Source organism: Limnospira indica PCC 8005 (assembly GCF_000973065.1).
Taxonomy (GTDB): domain Bacteria; phylum Cyanobacteriota; class Cyanobacteriia; order Cyanobacteriales; family Microcoleaceae; genus Limnospira; species Limnospira fusiformis.
The window spans coordinates 2,089,956-2,108,182 of sequence record NZ_FO818640.1 but is presented as its reverse complement, the minus strand read 5'-3'; the positions used below and the strand labels follow the sequence as shown (position 1 = coordinate 2,108,182).

Sequence of the window (18,227 nt, the reverse complement as noted above, 5' to 3'; positions counted from 1 at the left end):
TTAAAGATAAAGATATCATAGGGAGATCGACTTGATGCGGGACGCAGTAACGAGCCTGATTAAAAATTACGACATTACCGGGCGGTACTTAGACCGAGATGCCATTGATAGCTTAAAATCCTACTTTGTCACCGGAACCGCACGGGTTCAAGCGGCAGCAACTATCACGGCTAATGCAGCAGAGTTGGTTAAGCAAGCTGCTTCTCAATTGTTTGGCGACCTACCTGAGTTAATTCGTCCGGGTGGAAATGCTTATACAACCCGTCGCTATGCAGCCTGTCTGCGGGACATGGATTATTATCTGCGCTATGCAACTTATGCTTTGGTAGCAGGCGATACAGATGTTATCGATGAGCGTGTGCTACAAGGCTTGCGCGAAACTTATAATTCTCTTGGGGTTCCTATTGGTCCAACTGTTGTTGGTATCGGTATCCTCAAAGACTTGGTGACTGAGAAGGTTCAAGCTGCGGGTATTGAAGTGGGCGCATATTTGGAACAGCCCTTTGACCATTTGATCGCTGAATTGAGCGAAACTGACGTTTAAGATCATTTTCCAGATGGGGAAAATTTAACATAAAAAGGGGCGACATTAATTATTATATGTTCGCCTCTTGTTTTTTCGGGGAAAATTTAACAGTGACCAAAAGACCAATTGCGATTGATTTATTTGCTGGGTGTGGGGGGATGTCTCTGGGTTTGGAGGCGGCGGGGTTTGATGTGGCTGTGGCGGTAGAGTTTGATGCTGTTCATTGTTTGGTACATCATTTTAACTTTCCCTACTGTCATACAATATGCAGAGATATATCAAAAGTTACAAGCGCCGAAATTCTGGAGCAATTACAATTAAAATATCAAGATACACAAGTTGACTTGATTGCGGGGGGGGCCTCCCTGTCAGGGATTTTCCCATATAGGTAAACGTCAACTTGATGACCCGAGAAATTCCCTGGTTTTTGAATATCTCAGAATGATTGCGGAAATTCAGCCCAAATACTTTATTTTTGAAAATGTGCCGGGTATCGCTACTGGCAAACATAAACGGTTTTTAAATGAACTAATTACTGAATTTGAAGCTATTGGCTACCAGATCCAAAAGCCGATTAAAATTCTTGATGCTAGTGAATACGGGGCTCCTCAAAAACGAAAAAGACTAATATTAATCGGTAGTCGATTCGATGTGAAAATAGCTGAATATCCTGCCACAAATAAATCGGAAATGTTCACGGTTTATCAAGCAATATCTGACCTAGAAAAGATAGATCATTTTACTAATTATGACCCAGGAATTTCTCCGGCTTTCCTAGAATATGAAGGCGATCGCAAAAAATATTCCTTAGTCCCTAGTGATAGTTTTTCGCTCTGCCATAAACGTACTATTGAGCCGACTGTTTATGGTCATGTTGGCTCGGTTCACACTCCCCTGTCGATCGCCAGATTTGCTGAGACTCCACCAGGTACAGTTGAACCCAAAAGTAGATTTTTTAAACTCTCACCTACGGGATTATGTAATACTCTGAGAGCAGGTACTAATAGCGATAAAGGAGCTTATACAGCACCCCGACCTATTCACTACTCTATCCCTCGATGTATCACTATTAGGGAGGCGGCTAGACTTCATACTTTCCCGGATTGGTTTCAATTTCATCGCACTATATGGCATGGATTTCGGGAAATTGGAAATGCGGTGATTCCGATTCTGGCTAAACAGCTTGGCGGGTCGGTAATTGATGCCCTGGGGGTAGATGTAAATCAGTTAAAATCAACAACTTTGGCACAAGTGCCGGAAAGTTTGTTATCATATAATATCTCTCAAGCCTGTAGTTATTGGGGAATCTCTGACTATGTTATACCCAAGAGAAAACGATTAAGATAAAATAATTTATTTTTGCCAAAAATAGTTAATCTAAGAAGTCTTGATGATATGAAACAACGTCTTGATACATTGCTAGTCGATCGCCATTTGTCAGACTCACGACAACAAGCCCAACGTTTGATTAGGGCGGGGGAGGTCATGGTAAATCGCCAAGTAGTTGATAAACCAGGTACAGAAGTAGATATTTCGGCGACTATAGATGTGAAAGCGCGATCGCCTTATGTATCTCGTGGCGGGGAAAAACTAGCGGAAGCGCTGGAGAAATTCGCGATCAATGTTACTGATAGAATCTGTATTGATGCTGGTATTTCCACGGGTGGATTTACGGACTGTCTGCTACAACGTGGGGCTAAACAGGTTTATGGTATTGACGTAGGTTACGGACAGGTAGATTGGCGACTTCGCAACGATCGCCGGGTGATTTTACGGGAACGCACCAACTTCCGCTATCTGACTCGGGAGCAATTATATCACCAAGAGGATTATACTAGAAACAGTTTTGCTGATTTGGGGGTGGTGGATGTATCTTTCATCTCCCTAACCAAGATTCTACCCGCCCTGTGGGAACTACTACAACCTCCACGAGAGGTGGTATTGTTGGTTAAACCTCAATTTGAGGTGGGGAAGGGTCGGGTTGGCAAAAAAGGGGTGGTGCGATCGCCACTTGATCAAGCCGAGGCAATTTTGGGGGTCGGGTCGAAGGCTGAAAGCATGGGATGGGAGTATCGGGGGTTAACAGCATCACCGATTCAGGGTCCGGCTGGTAACATTGAATATCTGTTATGGTTATCTGATCAAGGTGAAGCTATCCCCAGTTTAGATGCGATCGCCAAAATGACTGAATTCACTCAAATTCAATTCCAAAATGGTCAAGCAAAAAATTAAATTATCCCAACGTTCCCAACCACCGATTTCACCCATAAAGCGAGGCGCTAGATATCTGATCTGTGCTTTGGCTTATGTAACCTGCGGGGTGATTTTAGTAGCGATCGCTATTTCCATTAAAGTCATCGCCCTCCAGTTAGCCCATAGATTTGTGTATCCGATTTTTGTGTTTGGTGACTTATTAAGAGGGCTAGAAATTATTGAGTTATTAAATTTACTGGTTTTTGCCATACTGGGGATGGGATTGGGATTAGCAACCGGTTTGCTTCCCACCCGAGACAGTCGCCGAATCAGCACCATATTTTTAATTATTTTAGTGCCAGTTATTTTAGCCATTCCCCAATATATTAAATACGATCTATGGATTCAGGACATCTCCCAGCAAGACCAAATTAGCAACAGTCAAGCCATGACCATTGCTAACTCATTTTTAGAACGTCGCATTGGACATCAGGGAGTTTTGGGCTTTTATTTATATACAGGTCAATTTCCGATGATTCCCACCAGACAGTCACAAATGCAGGATTTAGATAGACTGGAAAAACAAGTTAACTCAAAATTTGTCAGAGTCAGCGGTATTCCCCCAACCATAGTTAATTGGTTAATGGGAATTTGCTTCTGGGGAATCAGATTATTTTATTTCTCGGTGGCGGCGATAACCGCTACGGCACATTTTCGGGAAGGTCTCAAAATTGTGGGGAGATAAAACCCATTGAGTTCCCGCAAGCCGGGGAAAATTAGCTATGATGATCATGGTGGTGGTTACAGTTGACTGAGATTTGGCTGAATTTACCTAAATTTGGGTGAATGCCTCAACCGGAATTGGGGAAAACTAAACTGTAGCAGAATTACAACCATGCAATCTAACGGTTATTTTATGGCTATTCCTAGTTACCTTATAATTCTGATTGTTGTCCTGGTCATTGTACCATCGGTGATAGCGGTTCTCCTGCGAATGGCGCTACACTATTATTTGATTGACCAAGGAAACCAAGTAATTAGACTCATTAACGGACAGCCTCTCAGGAAACCACCGAAAATAGTCAATTATTTAGAAACTCGACTAGCTGAAGCCAGCCAACAATTGGAACAAGTCAACACTCCAGCAATTATTGATCAGGTTTATAGTCAGCAGCGAGTTTTGTTGATTTCCTGCGAACAAATTGAACAATTGGGGCGCATTCTTCCCAATTTATTACTATCCTTTGGTTTACTGGGAACTTTTATTGGTATTACGATTAACTTATATTCCCTCAGTGAAACGGTCAGCACCACTAATGTCACTGACATTAGCAGTTTACTCCAGGATATTCAAACACCTTTACAGGGAATGGGAATTGCTTTTACTACCAGTTTAGCGGCGATTTTATTTAGCGCGCTTCTGGTGGTGATTAACTTCATGTTTAATACTAATCTGGCTAAGTATCGCTGGATGAGTGCTTTAGAAGACTATCTGGATAATATTTATCAACCTACTCTGAAAGGTCAAACGAAAACTGATAAAATTGTTCAAGAGATGGTGCAGGTATTTGACCAGTTTTTAATCCGTTTTGGTCAAGGTATCCAAACGTCTATCGAGACAGCATTTCGACAAAAGATTGATGAAATTTATGCAACTAACCTGAAAGCTAATCAACTGGCTGAACAGGTTTATAGTCGGTTAATTGATGCTTCAGTGACAGTGACGCAAAGTGCTAAGGATTTTCAAATTGCGGGCGATCGCTTTTTGGAAGTAGCGCGCGCTTTTGAACAAAGCGAGTTCCCCCAACAGCTTTCCAATGCTACTATCAACTTAGCCAATACGCAACGGGGTTTTTCCCAATCAGCTTCCGGTTTGTCTACCTCAGTACAATCGGTGGATTTAGCTGTTATTGAACTGCAAAACTACAGCAAACGCCTGATTAAATTTAGTGAACAAATCCAACAAACTAATCAAACGGCATTAAATTTATTAGAAACCCAGAATCAGAATCAACAATCATTTAATCATATCGTTGAACAGGTGCAAACTGCTTCCCAAGGGTTTCAATTGGCTGTAAATAACCTGGATAGCCTACAAAGGCGCATGGTGAATAAAACTGATAATCTGGAAGAAATTCAGGCGGAATTATCGAAGTTGGTAGTAGCTATGCAAACTTACAGCCAGGGAGTCAATACAGCAGTCGGCGGCGGAGTTGCTGCTAATTATCCAGGGAATTCGATTAATTCAATGGAGTTACAACCAGTAATTTCTGGGTTACAAGAATGTGTGAGTCATTTACAGGACACTAAAAATGAACTTTATCGACTCAGGCATACCATAGAAAAGCAATAATGTCAAGCATTTCAAGCTGTAAATAATAAGATTTAAGAGGCAAAAAATATGCGTTATTCCCGTTCTAATCAGAAATCAGAAGAGTTTAACTTGTGGCCGTCTTTTACGGATTTAATGGCTAATTCGTTTATGATTTTGAGCCTGTTTCTGTTGTTAGCAATTATCAAGTCGATATTTATTCAAACGGTTTCTGATGCGACGGCTTCTCGTTCCGAACAATTAGAAGTACAAATGTCGGAATTACAAAGTAGACTACAACAGCAAACCACTCAGGTGACGGGACTGCAAGGAGAGGTAGCTAGGCTACAAACTGAACTGAGAAATAGAGGCGATCGCATTATGCAATTACAGGGAGAAGTGGAACGCCTCAAATCTCCACCAGTGATTGTATTGCGAGATTCATCATCACGAACATTTGACTCCGGTAGTGCGGCTATTTCGTTAGAATTAGGTGAGTTTATCGATAATAAATTAGTAGGACAAATTAAGGATTTTGCGGAAGATTATGAGGGATATGTGGTAGAAGTAATCGGTCATACTGACGGACAAATTACAGGGGGCGGTTACAGCAACCTAGACCAAGTATTAGAAGAAGTTGCACGCAATAACCAAGCGGTTACTAGCCTAGTTCCTGGTTCTAATGCGGACTTAGGCTTAATGCGGGCTTTAGCAGTTGTCCAAAGATTACAGGAAAATGAAGAATTGCAGTCATTAGGATTAACATTTAAAGCCTATTCGGCGGCGCAATTATATGAGGCTTCGGGAAATTATGCTTCTATTAACCGCACCTCTGACCCCAGTCGCCGCCGGATTGAAATTCGATTCACTCCCAAAGCTGTGGAACAATAATTTAAGGGTTAAAATGGGTTGTACAAGCCCAGACCTCAATTTTACAGTCTCCTTGACCACAGGCGACAATTGAACGCGCCTCAGCTTCGGCCCTATTTACAGCCCAAGCTGATCCAATATTAGAGCCATTAGTGGCGATCGCACCACAACCATTTTTAAACCATACCCGGATCTGACAATCAGCCTGTCCGCAGTATTCTAGGGCGTAACGTTGGGCTTGGGCGAGTGTGGGGTAGTCGTGGGAGTAACCCCAGATAGCGGGGTTAGTGGTTGAAGTAGCGATCGCCCCGTAATGATCGGGATTTTGGGCAACAATAGCCCCACTAGTGATACCTTCAAGCGCAATCAGAATTAACCCAGTCAGACTCAAACACTTAATCATCGGACTTGTACAGGTAGGAAAATAGTCATCACCTTCCCTTGCTGGGGTCGCTGTCGGACAACTAATTTCCCCCCAAGGGCTTGGAACAGATTTTTAGTGACATTTATATTTAAACTTAGACTACCGGTTTCTGGCTGCACCATCAAGACAGGTCCGATAGATTTTAGGGGAGACTTAGGCGCAACTGTAAAAGGGGAATGAGTTTGGGTGTGAGAATGGGACTCTAGCTGCAATTTCAACAACTGTCCGGCGAGTCTTACACCGACTTTAATATGGCTACCAGATGGTAGACTGCGGGTAAAGTTTTCGATCGCCCCGGTTAGCATTTGGTCTAATAAGGTCGGATCACTAACTACAGAGGGTAATTGTTTGGGTAAAATCACCTCTAGGGTATGATTCCGCTGGCTGGCTTGTTTTTGCCATCGTGGTAGTCCGTTTTGGAACACATCTCCTAAAGACATGGTGGTTAACTGCACTCCGGTATTGCTAGGAATTTCGCAAGAGGAGGGGGGATTTGGGGACATTTCCAATTCTACCGCCCGGAAAATCAGGTTAAAGCGATCGATTTGGATGCTACACTCGCGATCAATGGACTCTAAGCGTTTACGGACTACCTCTGGGTCGAAATTCGGACGCTTCAACAGTAGTCGAGTTAAGGTCAGAATTGTGGTTAAGGGGGTGCGAACTTCATGGGCGATCGCCTGTAATAATTCTGCCTGGGATTGTCTAATAGTGTAGTCTGTCCCGACTGATGACCCAACTGTTAATAGGTTTTCAGGTGATTGGGGAACAACTACGGTTTCGGAGGGGTTAGTTTTTGGCTGGGTTGGGCGATCGCATGGTAGGGCTGAGTTTTGCAGCAGCAAACGGCTAAACTGGGTCACAGTTTGATAATGGGGGGCGACTGGGGGAAATTGTGAGGCGATCGCATCTAGTTGAGTAATATAATGGTGATCGTGACTGGGGACGGTTGAGGACTGTTTAACCATGCGTTGGCGCAACAGCAACAGCGATCGCTTGACTAGATCTGGATCAAAAGAAAACAAAAACGCCGGATCGTTAGCAGGATTAACCCCTAACACCATCACTAGGCTAAATTCGGCGGTCAAGACTAAACAAAATCTCTCCCCCATAAGTGGATCGTCTCCAGATAAGGGAAAAGCTGACTGAAAGGGTAACTGATTAATTTTTTCTGCACAAACGGGAATATCCCCCTTGTGGGATGCGGGTAATAACCGAAATCCCCTTTCTCTTCCCCATACTGATCCTACAGACCCGAATTGCGATTCACAGGTCAAAATTAGGGTAGTGAAATCACTCGCTAGACGGGGATTCATTAATACCGGAGATGGACCAGAGATGACATAACCACGATGGGAATAAGGTGGGGGAATATCGCTGATCAGTTGATTGTCATTGGTTGATGAAATTCTCGGATATCTGGGGGGGGTCACTTCTAGGAATTGATTTAAGCTACGAATAGCCCCATACCAGTCGGCTTCGGCTTTCTGGCGGGAATAACGACTGCGATCGCCTATTAGGGCTTCACTAGCTAAAATTTCGCTTAAAGTTGCTACACTAAAATCACTCATAGCTTTCTCTCCATCGTTTCCGATTGATTAGCGCCATTCATATAATTACCCTGACTCTGGAAAATGAAATACTGAATATGGGTTAACTTATCCTATTTTCAGCATATCTGCTATTATGCTCCAGTAGATTCGTAGAACCGAACCCGTCACGCCGTAGAAACCGTTCGTTATCCTATTCCCCTCAGCCAGAACCTACCACTACACTGATTCACTCCACCAACAATTAAACTTATATCAATTTTGACTAAAATTTACCCGCCACGACGGATATTAGTAATTATCAGTATGATTCAATTTAAAAGTATGTTGAATTTGCGCGACAGCTAAGGGTAAGATGGCGGCGATCGCTTGCCAATTCTTACCCTACCGAAAAAACAGGTTTTCGGGATATTTATTTGATAGGTAATCGGTTCCCTGTTTTTACCCAAAACCCTGGTTAATTAATAGTGATTGGCAAATTTTACCCCTCATTAGAATCTTCTAAAATCGGCAGAATTTCATCAACAGGTAAGCCTAAAATTTCGGCGATCGCTTCCGAAGCATAACCCAGGTTATTCAAACGTAGGACAATGTTTCGCGTGATTTCTTCGCGACCTTCCTGGCGACCTTCCTGGAGACCTTCCTGGAGACCTTCCTGGAGACCTTCCTGGAGACCTTCTAGGCGACCTTCCTGGCGACCTTCTAGGCGACCTTCTAGGCGACCTTCTAGGCGACCTTCCTGGAGACCTTCTAGGCGACCTTCCTGGAGACCTTCCGTAAAGGCTTCTTGATAGAAACGAGTTTGTTTTAAATCAGTTAATCCTAACATTCTAGCAATCTCCTCGCGACTAGCTTGGGGTAGTTTATAGACTACAATAATGCCGGGTGATGTTTTGCTGCTTACGATGCAGTCATAGCTAAGGGTAAGATGGCGGCGATCGCTTGCCAATTCTTACCCTACCGAAAAAACAGGTTTTCGGGATATTTATTTGATAGGTAATCGGTTCCCTGTTTTTACCCAAAACCCTGGTTAATTAATAGTGATTCGACAATTTTACCCCTCATTAGAATCTTCTAAAATCGGCAGAATTTCATCAACAGGTAAGCCTAAAATTTCGGCGATCGCTTCCGAAGCATAACCCAGGTTATTCAAACGTAGGACAATGTTTCGCGTGATTTCTTCGCGACCTTCCTGGCGACCTTCCTGGAGACCTTCCGTAAAGGCTTCTTGATAGAAACGAGTTTGTTTTAAATCAGTTAATCCTAACATTCTAGCAATCTCCTCGCGACTAGCTTGGGGTAGTTTATAGACTACAATAGTTTCGATTAAATCAATGATATCGCGTCTCAGGGGGGCTGGTGGGAGTATTTGTTGAGCTTGTTCAATCAGTTGTTGGGCTGATTCTATAGCTACAGACTCCGATGCGACTACTAACTTAATGATACCTACCCCTAAGCCGTTTTCGCCTTCCAACTCGTCTAGGTAAATGCGGGTCACTGCTTCTGAGTTGAGAATTTGGCTAAAGTGTTGAGACTTTTCGCGCTCTGTGTTACGGTTAGGGTAGATGACTACAACTCTCCAGGGGTAAGGGGGTTGATACTGTCGCAGATAGAGGAAAAGTTCCGCAAAAATCCGATAGTACAGGTCATCGTCGGGTTGAAATTGTACTTCCGTCAGATAAAAGGGTTGGCTAGGGTTGTCGGTACTGGGAAAGAATAACCCGTCTAAGCGAAAGGCGAGTTGTTTGACTTCTAGGTTGGTGAATTGATATTGATCAGCTTCTGTGAGAGGAAGGTTCAGCAGTTCAAAGAAGCTGCGCGGGTATTGTTGGAAGATGCGGTAAAATATGCTATCGGTTTTCACTGGCTTATGGCGAGATTGGTGATCGGAAATTCATTGAACCCTGGCCAATGGGTTGATATGACTCTAATAATGCTATAGTAACACCTACTGATTGATAGAAACGAGTTTGTTTTAAATCAGTTAATCCTAACATTCTAGCAATCTCATGGCGACTAGCTTGGGGTAGTTTATAGACTACAATAATGCCGGGTGATGTTTTGCTGCTTAGGATGCAGTCATAGCTAAGGGTAAGATGGCGGCGATCGCTTGCCAATTCTTACCCAGTTTTACCTAAACAACAGCTTTTCGGGATATTTATTTGATAGGTAATCGGTTCCCTGTTTTTACCCAAAACCCTGGTTAATTAATAGTGATTGGCAAATTTTACCCCTCATTAGAATCTTCTAAAATCGGCAGAATTTCATCAACAGGTAAGCCTAAAATTTCGGCGATCGCTTCCGAAGCATAACCCAGGTTATTCAAACGTAGGACAATGTTTCGCGTGATTTCTTCGCGACCTTCCTGGCGACCTTCCTGGAGACCTTCCGTAAAGGCTTCTTGATAGAAACGAGTTTGTTTTAAATCAGTTAATCCTAACATTCTAGCAATCTCCTCGCGACTAGCTTGGGGTAGTTTATAGACTACAATAGTTTCGATTAAATCAATGATATCGCGTCTCAGGGGGGCTGGTGGGAGTATTTGTTGAGCTTGTTCAATCAGTTGTTGGGCTGATTCTATAGCTACAGACTCCGATGCGACTACTAACTTAATGATACCTACCCCTAAGCCGTTTTCGCCTTCCAACTCGTCTAGGTAAATGCGGGTCACTGCTTCTGAGTTGAGAATTTGGCTAAAGTGTTGAGACTTTTCGCGCTCTGTGTTACGGTTAGGGTAGATGACTACAACTCTCCAGGGGTAAGGGGGTTGATACTGTCGCAGATAGAGGAAAAGTTCCGCAAAAATCCGATAGTACAGGTCATCGTCGGGTTGAAATTGTACTTCCGTCAGATAAAAGGGTTGGCTAGGGTTGTCGGTACTGGGAAAGAATAACCCGTCTAAGCGAAAGGCGAGTTGTTTGACTTCTAGGTTGGTGAATTGATATTGATCAGCTTCTGTGAGAGGAAGGTTCAGCAGTTCAAAGAAGCTGCGCGGGTATTGTTGGAAGATGCGGTAAAATATGCTATCGGTTTTCACTGGCTTATGGCGAGATTGGTGATCGGAAATTCATTGAACCCTGGCCAATGGGTTGATATGACTCTAATAATGCTATAGTAACACCTACTGATTGATAGAAACGAGTTTGTTTTAAATCAGTTAATCCTAACATTCTAGCAATCTCATGGCGACTAGCTTGGGGTAGTTTATAGACTACAATAATGCCGGGTGATGTTTTACTGCTTAGGATGCAGTCATAGCTAAGGGTAAGATTGCGGCGATCGCTTGCCAATTCTTACCCTACCGAAAAAACAGGTTTTCGGGATATTTATTTGATAGGTAATCGGTTCCCTGTTTTTACCCAAAACCCTGGTTAATTAATAGTGATTGGCAAATTTTACCCCTCATTAGAATCTTCTAAAATCGGCAGAATTTCATCAACAGGTAAGCCTAAAATTTCGGCGATCGCTTCCGAAGCATAACCCAGGTTATTCAAACGTAGGACAATGTTTCGCGTGATTTCTTCGCGACCTTCCTGGCGACCTTCCTGGAGACCTTCCTGGAGACCTTCCTGGAGACCTTCTAGGCGACCTTCCTGGCGACCTTCCTGGCGACCTTCTAGGCGACCTTCCTGGAGACCTTCGGTAAAGGCTTCTTGATAGAAACGAGTTTGTTTTAAATCAGTTAATCCTAACATTCTAGCAATCTCCTCGCGACTAGCTTGGGGTAGTTTATAGACTACAATAATGCCGGGTGATGTTTTGCTGCTTAGGATGCAGTCATAGCTAAGGGTAAGATGGCGGCGATCGCTTGCCAATTCTTACCCAGTTTTACCTAAACAACAGCTTTTCGGGATATTTATTTGATAGGTAATCTGTTCCCTGTTTTTACCCAAAACCCTGGTTAATTAATAGTGATTGGCAAATTTTACCCCTCATTAGAATCTTCTAAAATCGGCAGAATTTCATCAACAGGTAAGCCTAAAATTTCGGCGATCGCTTCCGAAGCATAACCCAGGTTATTCAAACGTAGGACAATGTTTCGCGTGATTTCTTCGCGACCTTCCTGGCGACCTTCCTGGAGACCTTCCTGGAGACCTTCCTGGAGACCTTCTAGGCGACCTTCCTGGCGACCTTCCTGGCGACCTTCCTGGAGACCTTCCTGGAGACCTTCCTGGAGACCTTCCTGGAGACCTTCTAGGCGACCTTCCTGGCGACCTTCTAGGCGACCTTCCTGGAGACCTTCTAGGCGACCTTCCTGGAGACCTTCTAGGCGACCTTCCTGGAGACCTTCTAGGCGACCTTCCTGGAGACCTTCCGTAAAGGCTTCTTGATAGAAACGAGTTTGTTTTAAATCAGTTAATCCTAACATTCTAGCAATCTCCTCGCGACTAGCTTGGGGTAGTTTATAGACTACAATAGTTTCGATTAAATCAATGATATCGCGTCTCAGGGGGGCTGGTGGGAGTATTTGTTGAGCTTGTTCAATCAGTTGTTGGGCTGATTCTATAGCTACAGACTCCGATGCGACTACTAACTTAATGATACCTACCCCTAAGCCGTTTTCGCCTTCCAACTCGTCTAGGTAAATGCGGGTCACTGCTTCTGAGTTGAGAATTTGGCTAAAGTGTTGAGACTTTTCGCGCTCTGTGTTACGGTTAGGGTAGATGACTACAACTCTCCAGGGGTAAGGGGGTTGATACTGTCGCAGATAGAGGAAAAGTTCCGCAAAAATCCGATAGTACAGGTCATCGTCGGGTTGAAATTGTACTTCCGTCAGATAAAAGGGTTGGCTAGGGTTGTCGGTACTGGGAAAGAATAACCCGTCTAAGCGAAAGGCGAGTTGTTTGACTTCTAGGTTGGTGAATTGATATTGATCAGCTTCTGTGAGAGGAAGGTTCAGCAGTTCAAAGAAGCTGCGCGGGTATTGTTGGAAGATGCGGTAAAATATGCTATCGGTTTTCACTGGCTTATGGCGAGATTGGTGATCGGAAATTCATTGAACCCTGGCCAATGGGTTGATATGACTCTAATAATGCTATAGTAACACCTACTGATTGATAGAAACGAGTTTGTTTTAAATCAGTTAATCCTAACATTCTAGCAATCTCATGGCGACTAGCTTGGGGTAGTTTATAGACTACAATAATGCCGGGTGATGTTTTGCTGCTTACGATGCAGTCATAGCTAAGGGTAAGATGGCGGCGATCGCTTGCCAATTCTTACCCTACCGAAAAAACAGGTTTTCGGGATATTTATTTAATAGGTAATCGGTTCCCTGTTTTTACCCAAAAACCTGGTTAATTAATAGTGATTTGCAAATTTTACCCCTTATTAGAATCTTCTAAAATCGGCAGAATTTCATCAACAGGTAAGCCTAAAATTTCGGCGATCGCTTCCGAAGCATAACCCAGGTTATTCAAACGTAGGACAATGTTTCGCGTGATTTCTTCGCGACCTTCCTGGAGACCTTCCTGGAGACCTTCCTGGAGACCTTCCTGGAGACCTTCCTGGAGACCTTCCTGGAGACCTTCTAGGCGACCTTCCTGGAGACCTTCCGTAAAGGCTTCTTGATAGAAACGAGTTTGTTTTAAATCAGTTAATCCTAACATTCTAGCAATCTCCTCGCGACTAGCTTGGGGTAGTTTATAGACTACAATAGTTTCGATTAAATCAATGATATCGCGTCTCAGGGGGGCTGGTGGGAGTATTTGTTGAGCTTGTTCAATCAGTTGTTGGGCTGATTCTATAGCTACAGACTCCGATGCGACTACTAACTTAATGATACCTACCCCTAAGCCGTTTTCGCCTTCCAACTCGTCTAGGTAAATGCGGGTCACTGCTTCTGAGTTGAGAATTTGGCTAAAGTGTTGAGACTTTTCGCGCTCTGTGTTACGGTTAGGGTAGATGACTACAACTCTCCAGGGGTAAGGGGGTTGATACTGTCGCAGATAGAGGAAAAGTTCCGCAAAAATCCGATAGTACAGGTCATCGTCGGGTTGAAATTGTACTTCCGTCAGATAAAAGGGTTGGCTAGGGTTGTCGGTACTGGGAAAGAATAACCCGTCTAAGCGAAAGGCGAGTTGTTTGACTTCTAGGTTGGTGAATTGATATTGATCAGCTTCTGTGAGAGGAAGGTTCAGCAGTTCAAAGAAGCTGCGCGGGTATTGTTGGAAGATGCGGTAAAATATGCTATCGGTTTTCACTGGCTTATGGCGAGATTGGTGATCGGAAATTCATTGAACCCTGGCCAATGGGTTGATATGACTCTAATAATGTTATAGTAACACCTACTGATTCATCAATATTGTTATCTATTATGAACACTACCTTTGCAGATGTCAAAACTATAGTCCAGGATTTAATTACCCGCTATCGTCATCGGGTGGATTATTTAGCGATCCGAATTGAGGAATCAGAGGAAACTAATATTTTATTAAGGGGCGATCGCATTGAAACTTTGAGCGAGGGTTTGTCTTTAGGGGGACAGGTACGCGCTTGTTATCGAGGCGGTTGGGGTTTTGCTAGTTTTAATGATTTATCTAAGCTAGAAGACCGGATTCAAGAATCAATTATGGCGGCGCGATTAATTGGTACTGAAGAAACTATCCTCGCGCCAATTCCGATTATTGAAGATAGCTATATTTTACCGCTGACCGGTTCCGATCCTCGTCATATTCCCCTGTCGGACAAAAAGACATTATGCGATCGCTATGGAGAAATTCTCCGCAGTGTTGATGACAAAATCACCACCATTTCTGTTAGCTATAATGATAGCACTCAACGGATGCTCCTAGCTACCTCTGAGGGGACTTTACTAGAACAGGGTTGGGTAGATATGGAAATGCGTTTTGCCGCCACAGCGCGCCACGGAGAAACCGTCCAGACCGGACGAGAAACCACAGGTTCCAGAACAGCCTATGAAGACCTAACCCAACTTGAACATCAGGTTCGCAGCGCCGCCAAACGGGCTGTTAATTCTCTTAATTTACCTCCCGTCCGGGGCAATATTTACACTGTAGTTATTGACCCAATTTTGTCCGGTTTATTCGTTCATGAAGCCTTTGGGCATCTTTCAGAAGCAGATATGGCTTACGAAAATCCTGACCTCTTGGAAGTCATGACTTTAGGGCGAGAATTTGGGCCGAAAAACCTCCAAATTTTTGATGGTGCATCCCCAGCAGGACATCGGGGTAGTTATTTTTATGATGATGAAGGAACCCCCGCTACTAAAACTCAATTAATCCAAGATGGGCGATTAGTCGGACGGCTACACTCCCGCGAAACTGCTGGTAAATTAGGAGAAAATCCCACCGGAAATGCTCGTTGTTTAAATTACCATTATCCCCCTTTAGTACGGATGACTAACACTTGGATTGAACGGGGAAATACTCCCGTCGAGGATTTGTTTAGTGAGATTAAATTGGGGGTTTATGCACGGAATTGGTTGGGGGGAATGACTAACGGCGAAATGTTTACTTTTAGTGCTGGAGAAGCCTGTATGATTCGCAATGGAAAATTAGCGGAACCTGTCCGGGATGTTACCCTATCTGGTAATGTGTTTACCACTTTGGCAGATATTGAGGAAATTGGTGATGATTTCTATTGGGATGAGTCGGGAGGTTGTGGAAAAGGAGGTCAAAATGGGCTACCTGTAGGCTGCGGTGGTCCTAGTTTGCGTATCCGTAATGTGGTTGTGGGAGGAGAAGCATCATAAATTAATTAAAAGCCTCCTAAAAGTCACTACCAGCACCACCCCCACCACTACTACCCCCACCAAAACTCCCACCACTACTACTACCCCCACCAAAACTGCCACCACTACTACCGCTACTTCCACCACTACTGGAGGATGATGATAAGCTGGGAATTGTGTGGTCGGTTTTTGTATTGTAGTTGCAACATTCACATTGATAGGTAATCCGTAGGAGTCCTGTACTATATTGAGTGGGTGAGACGACGGTTTGTGATGTGCTGGTTACGGTTAATTCTTTACCAATAGGACATTCTGAATGGCTGGGCTTGTTAACGTAGGCTTTTAGATAGATAGTATCGCGACTCAGTGCGCCTACTTCAGGACTCCACCACGCCTCAAAACTAACATTTCCGAGTTTGGCGGCTACCTGTTCATGGTCTGTTAATAGGGGTTGGAGTTCTGCGGTTTCTAAGGGTTCTAGGAAAACTTGTGAATCAGTATTATAAACAGGACGGAATGAACGCTGATTTTTGTTTTTCTTAAAACGCCATTCAATGAGTTGAGAACTGATGGTAAAACAGCCAATCAAACTAATTAGAGATGTGATAATTATTCCCGATTTAATTATGCCAATCCATGATTCTTGATAGTATATTAACCACCCAAAGAAATGTATGGAAAAAATAACTACCATAGGTAATACCATAGTTATGGAAACAATAAATACCATAGTAGTTAATACCATACTGCCAATTGCTGAACCGATGGGCTGATTAATTGTGGTGGGCTGATTAATTGTGGTGGGCTGATTAATTGTGGTCATTGATACTAAGATAGTTTTATACGCTTTTTTATACGCTTTACCCACCAGGATTATAAACAATATAGCTATCAGAGCCACCCCTGAAAATGGAGCTAATTGTGGGGTTCGATACAACATCCATAATACGGGGATAGCAGTTAAGGCAAATAATACACAAAATATACCTAAGCGGACATAAGTATAAGCGCCAGTTTCACTGGGGTCAAATGTTGTAATCCGCTGATAGTCTCCAGGCTTAACCAAAATAGGTTTTTGGGCTTCACGGCTGGCTAAATTATAAAAAGTACATGATAATAAACCGGCTGAACCTGTCAAAAACCAAACTAAATTAGGGATATCTATAGGGGGTTGAAGGCTGGCATCAAAAACGTGGTATTCTACGGCTTGAATTAAGGCTTGAGTTCCGGCTAAAATGCCATCATTAAAATTATCATTTCTTAAATAAGGAACTACATGATTATCAATAATTCGCCCGACTCTCGCATCAGGTAAAACTCTCTCAATACCGTATCCGGTCTCAATTTCTACACGGCGATCGCCTACAGATGTTAAAAATAAAAGACCGTTATCTTGACCCTGTTTACCAATTCCCCAATGATTAAATAGTGCAGTGGTAAAGGCTTTAGGGGAAGGATAAGACCCGGTTTCAGGAACTGTCACCACAGCAATTTCGGTCCCGTTTTTTTCTTCGAGTTCAAAAATCATCTGATTTAATCGGTCTTCTGTTTCATTGCTGAGAACATTCGCCATATCTGTCACCCATCCCCCATATACTTCTTGAGGATTAGGAACTTCTGAGGGAGTGAGACTATAACTGACGGAAGGCTGTGATATCAGGATGATGCTAAAACAGAGAATTCCTAAGCACCATACTCCTAAAATGCGACCGTAGCGCTGGATACTGTTAATTTTCATAATTCCAGGTTAACTCATCAGCAAGTTATGTGATATTATAAGGACCTACAATCAGCAGAGGAGCAATTCTTTAAGAAAACTTAATTTTTGGGGAGAGGAAGATTGATGAATGATGCTGCTGATAGCAATATTCCCGAAAGACTCGCGCCAGAAGTGTTAGAAGTGGCTTCTCGGTTGTATCAGGAAGCTATTGATAGTTATTCGATCGCCGAACTCCAGGAAGCGGGTGCGGAGGTTTCTATTCCGCCAGAATTTATCGAAAAAGCGATCGCCGAAATTGAGAAACAGCGCCAACTAGAAGCGATCGCCCAACAAAAAGCCACCCAACTTAAATCTGGGTTAACATTAGGGGGGATAGTTTTCGCAGTAGTAACGGTATTATGGACTATTGTTACTTATAATTTAATTTCAGCCAGGTATCAGCAAACCCAAGCATCCTGGAGTCAAGTAGAAAACCAACTCCAGCGGCGAGCTGATTTAATTCCGAATTTATTAGCTGTAACTCAAGCGCAAGCACAACACGAACAGCAAATTATTAACCTGTTAATTGAATCGAGGGAACAGTTTTTACAAGCCAATTCTGCATCGGAAAAATTAGTAGCTAATGATGAAATTAATTTAGCTATTGGGCAATTTAATCAGTATGTAGTCAGCCAGCCCCAACTGGTTTATTCCCCGGCTTTTATCGGTCTTATGTATGAATTAGCTGGGACAGAAAACCGCATAGCTACTGAAAGACAAAGATATAACCAAACTGTCCAAGAATATAATCAATACCTCCAACGTTTTCCTAACTCTATAGTTGCTGCTATTTTTGGTTTTGAGGAAAAGCCATTTTTTCGCGCTGAAAATACCCAGGTTCCTAAGATTGAATAAAAGCAGAAAGTCAACCGCCATCTAGTCAAAATTAATCCTATAGGAG

Annotated in this window: 14 protein-coding genes and 3 pseudogenes; 8 read left to right on the top strand and 9 right to left on the bottom strand. The window is 43.2% G+C overall.

Features of this window, described 5'->3' with window-relative positions; genetic code table 11:
• Positions 1-34: 34 nt before the first annotated feature.
• From apcB to XZ46_RS09215, 6 genes and pseudogenes are all read left to right on the top strand, one after another.
• Entirely contained in the window at positions 35-544 is a 510-nt protein-coding gene (apcB, locus tag XZ46_RS09240; RefSeq protein ID WP_008049931.1) for an allophycocyanin subunit beta, read from the top strand.
• 56 nt (positions 545-600) lie between these two features.
• Positions 601-1,873, top strand: a pseudogene (locus XZ46_RS09235) (DNA cytosine methyltransferase).
• Positions 1,874-1,921: 48 nt separating this feature from the next.
• The gene (locus XZ46_RS09230) at positions 1,922-2,758 is read left to right on the top strand and encodes a TlyA family RNA methyltransferase (protein ID WP_006626283.1); all 837 of its coding nucleotides are present in this window, start codon (positions 1,922-1,924) and stop codon (positions 2,756-2,758) included.
• Entirely contained in the window at positions 2,739-3,464 is a 726-nt protein-coding gene (locus XZ46_RS09225; protein ID WP_006626284.1) for a hypothetical protein, read from the top strand. The genes XZ46_RS09230 and XZ46_RS09225 overlap by 20 nt, the downstream gene beginning before the upstream one ends.
• A gap of 150 nt (positions 3,465-3,614) precedes the next feature.
• On the top strand, positions 3,615-5,072 hold the full coding sequence (locus XZ46_RS09220; protein WP_008049927.1) for a hypothetical protein: 1,458 nt from the start codon (positions 3,615-3,617) through the stop codon (positions 5,070-5,072).
• Positions 5,073-5,120: 48 nt separating this feature from the next.
• Positions 5,121-5,921, top strand: coding sequence for an OmpA family protein (locus XZ46_RS09215; RefSeq protein ID WP_008049925.1), 801 nt, complete (start codon positions 5,121-5,123; stop codon positions 5,919-5,921).
• A gap of 1 nt (position 5,922) precedes the next feature.
• Here the strand turns inward: XZ46_RS09215 and XZ46_RS09210 are convergent, their stop codons facing one another.
• The 8 genes and pseudogenes from XZ46_RS09210 to XZ46_RS09175 form a co-directional block, all read right to left on the bottom strand.
• Positions 5,923-6,303 carry a DUF4189 domain-containing protein gene (locus XZ46_RS09210; RefSeq protein ID WP_008049923.1) on the bottom strand — a complete coding sequence of 127 codons (381 nt, stop codon included), beginning with the start codon at positions 6,301-6,303 and terminating at the stop codon, positions 5,923-5,925.
• Positions 6,300-7,895 carry a sensor histidine kinase gene (locus tag XZ46_RS09205; protein ID WP_006626288.1) on the bottom strand — a complete coding sequence of 532 codons (1,596 nt, stop codon included), beginning with the start codon at positions 7,893-7,895 and terminating at the stop codon, positions 6,300-6,302. The genes XZ46_RS09210 and XZ46_RS09205 overlap by 4 nt, the downstream gene beginning before the upstream one ends.
• A 460-nt stretch (positions 7,896-8,355) precedes the next feature.
• Positions 8,356-8,751: pseudogene (locus tag XZ46_RS09200) on the bottom strand (Rpn family recombination-promoting nuclease/putative transposase); the annotation flags it as partial.
• 177 nt (positions 8,752-8,928) lie between these two features.
• On the bottom strand, positions 8,929-9,738 hold the full coding sequence (locus XZ46_RS09195; protein WP_006626291.1) for an Rpn family recombination-promoting nuclease/putative transposase: 810 nt from the start codon (positions 9,736-9,738) through the stop codon (positions 8,929-8,931).
• 363 nt (positions 9,739-10,101) lie between these two features.
• A complete protein-coding gene (locus XZ46_RS09190; protein ID WP_006626291.1) occupies positions 10,102-10,911 on the bottom strand; it encodes an Rpn family recombination-promoting nuclease/putative transposase in 810 nt (269 codons plus the stop codon).
• A gap of 358 nt (positions 10,912-11,269) precedes the next feature.
• Positions 11,270-11,617: pseudogene (locus XZ46_RS09185) on the bottom strand (Rpn family recombination-promoting nuclease/putative transposase); the annotation flags it as partial.
• A gap of 182 nt (positions 11,618-11,799) precedes the next feature.
• Positions 11,800-12,837: an Rpn family recombination-promoting nuclease/putative transposase gene (locus XZ46_RS09180; protein WP_048895021.1), complete on the bottom strand. Its 1,038-nt coding sequence runs from the start codon at positions 12,835-12,837 to the stop codon at positions 11,800-11,802.
• Between the two features lie 358 nt (positions 12,838-13,195).
• The gene (locus tag XZ46_RS09175; RefSeq protein WP_048895020.1) at positions 13,196-14,077 is read right to left on the bottom strand and encodes an Rpn family recombination-promoting nuclease/putative transposase; all 882 of its coding nucleotides are present in this window, start codon (positions 14,075-14,077) and stop codon (positions 13,196-13,198) included.
• Positions 14,078-14,190: 113 nt separating this feature from the next.
• Between XZ46_RS09175 and XZ46_RS09170 the strand changes: the two genes are divergently transcribed.
• Positions 14,191-15,588 (top strand): TldD/PmbA family protein, encoded by a 1,398-nt coding sequence (locus XZ46_RS09170; RefSeq protein WP_006669723.1) that lies wholly within the window; start codon positions 14,191-14,193, stop codon positions 15,586-15,588.
• A 16-nt stretch (positions 15,589-15,604) separates the two neighbouring features.
• On the opposite strand, the gene XZ46_RS09165 is transcribed toward XZ46_RS09170, so the two are convergent.
• Entirely contained in the window at positions 15,605-17,305 is a 1,701-nt protein-coding gene (locus tag XZ46_RS09165; protein ID WP_008049910.1) for a TPM domain-containing protein, read from the bottom strand.
• Between the two features lie 105 nt (positions 17,306-17,410).
• On the opposite strand from XZ46_RS09165, the gene XZ46_RS09160 reads away from it, so the two are divergent.
• On the top strand, positions 17,411-18,181 hold the full coding sequence (locus XZ46_RS09160; protein ID WP_008049908.1) for a LemA family protein: 771 nt from the start codon (positions 17,411-17,413) through the stop codon (positions 18,179-18,181).
• Positions 18,182-18,227: the final 46 nt, after the last annotated feature.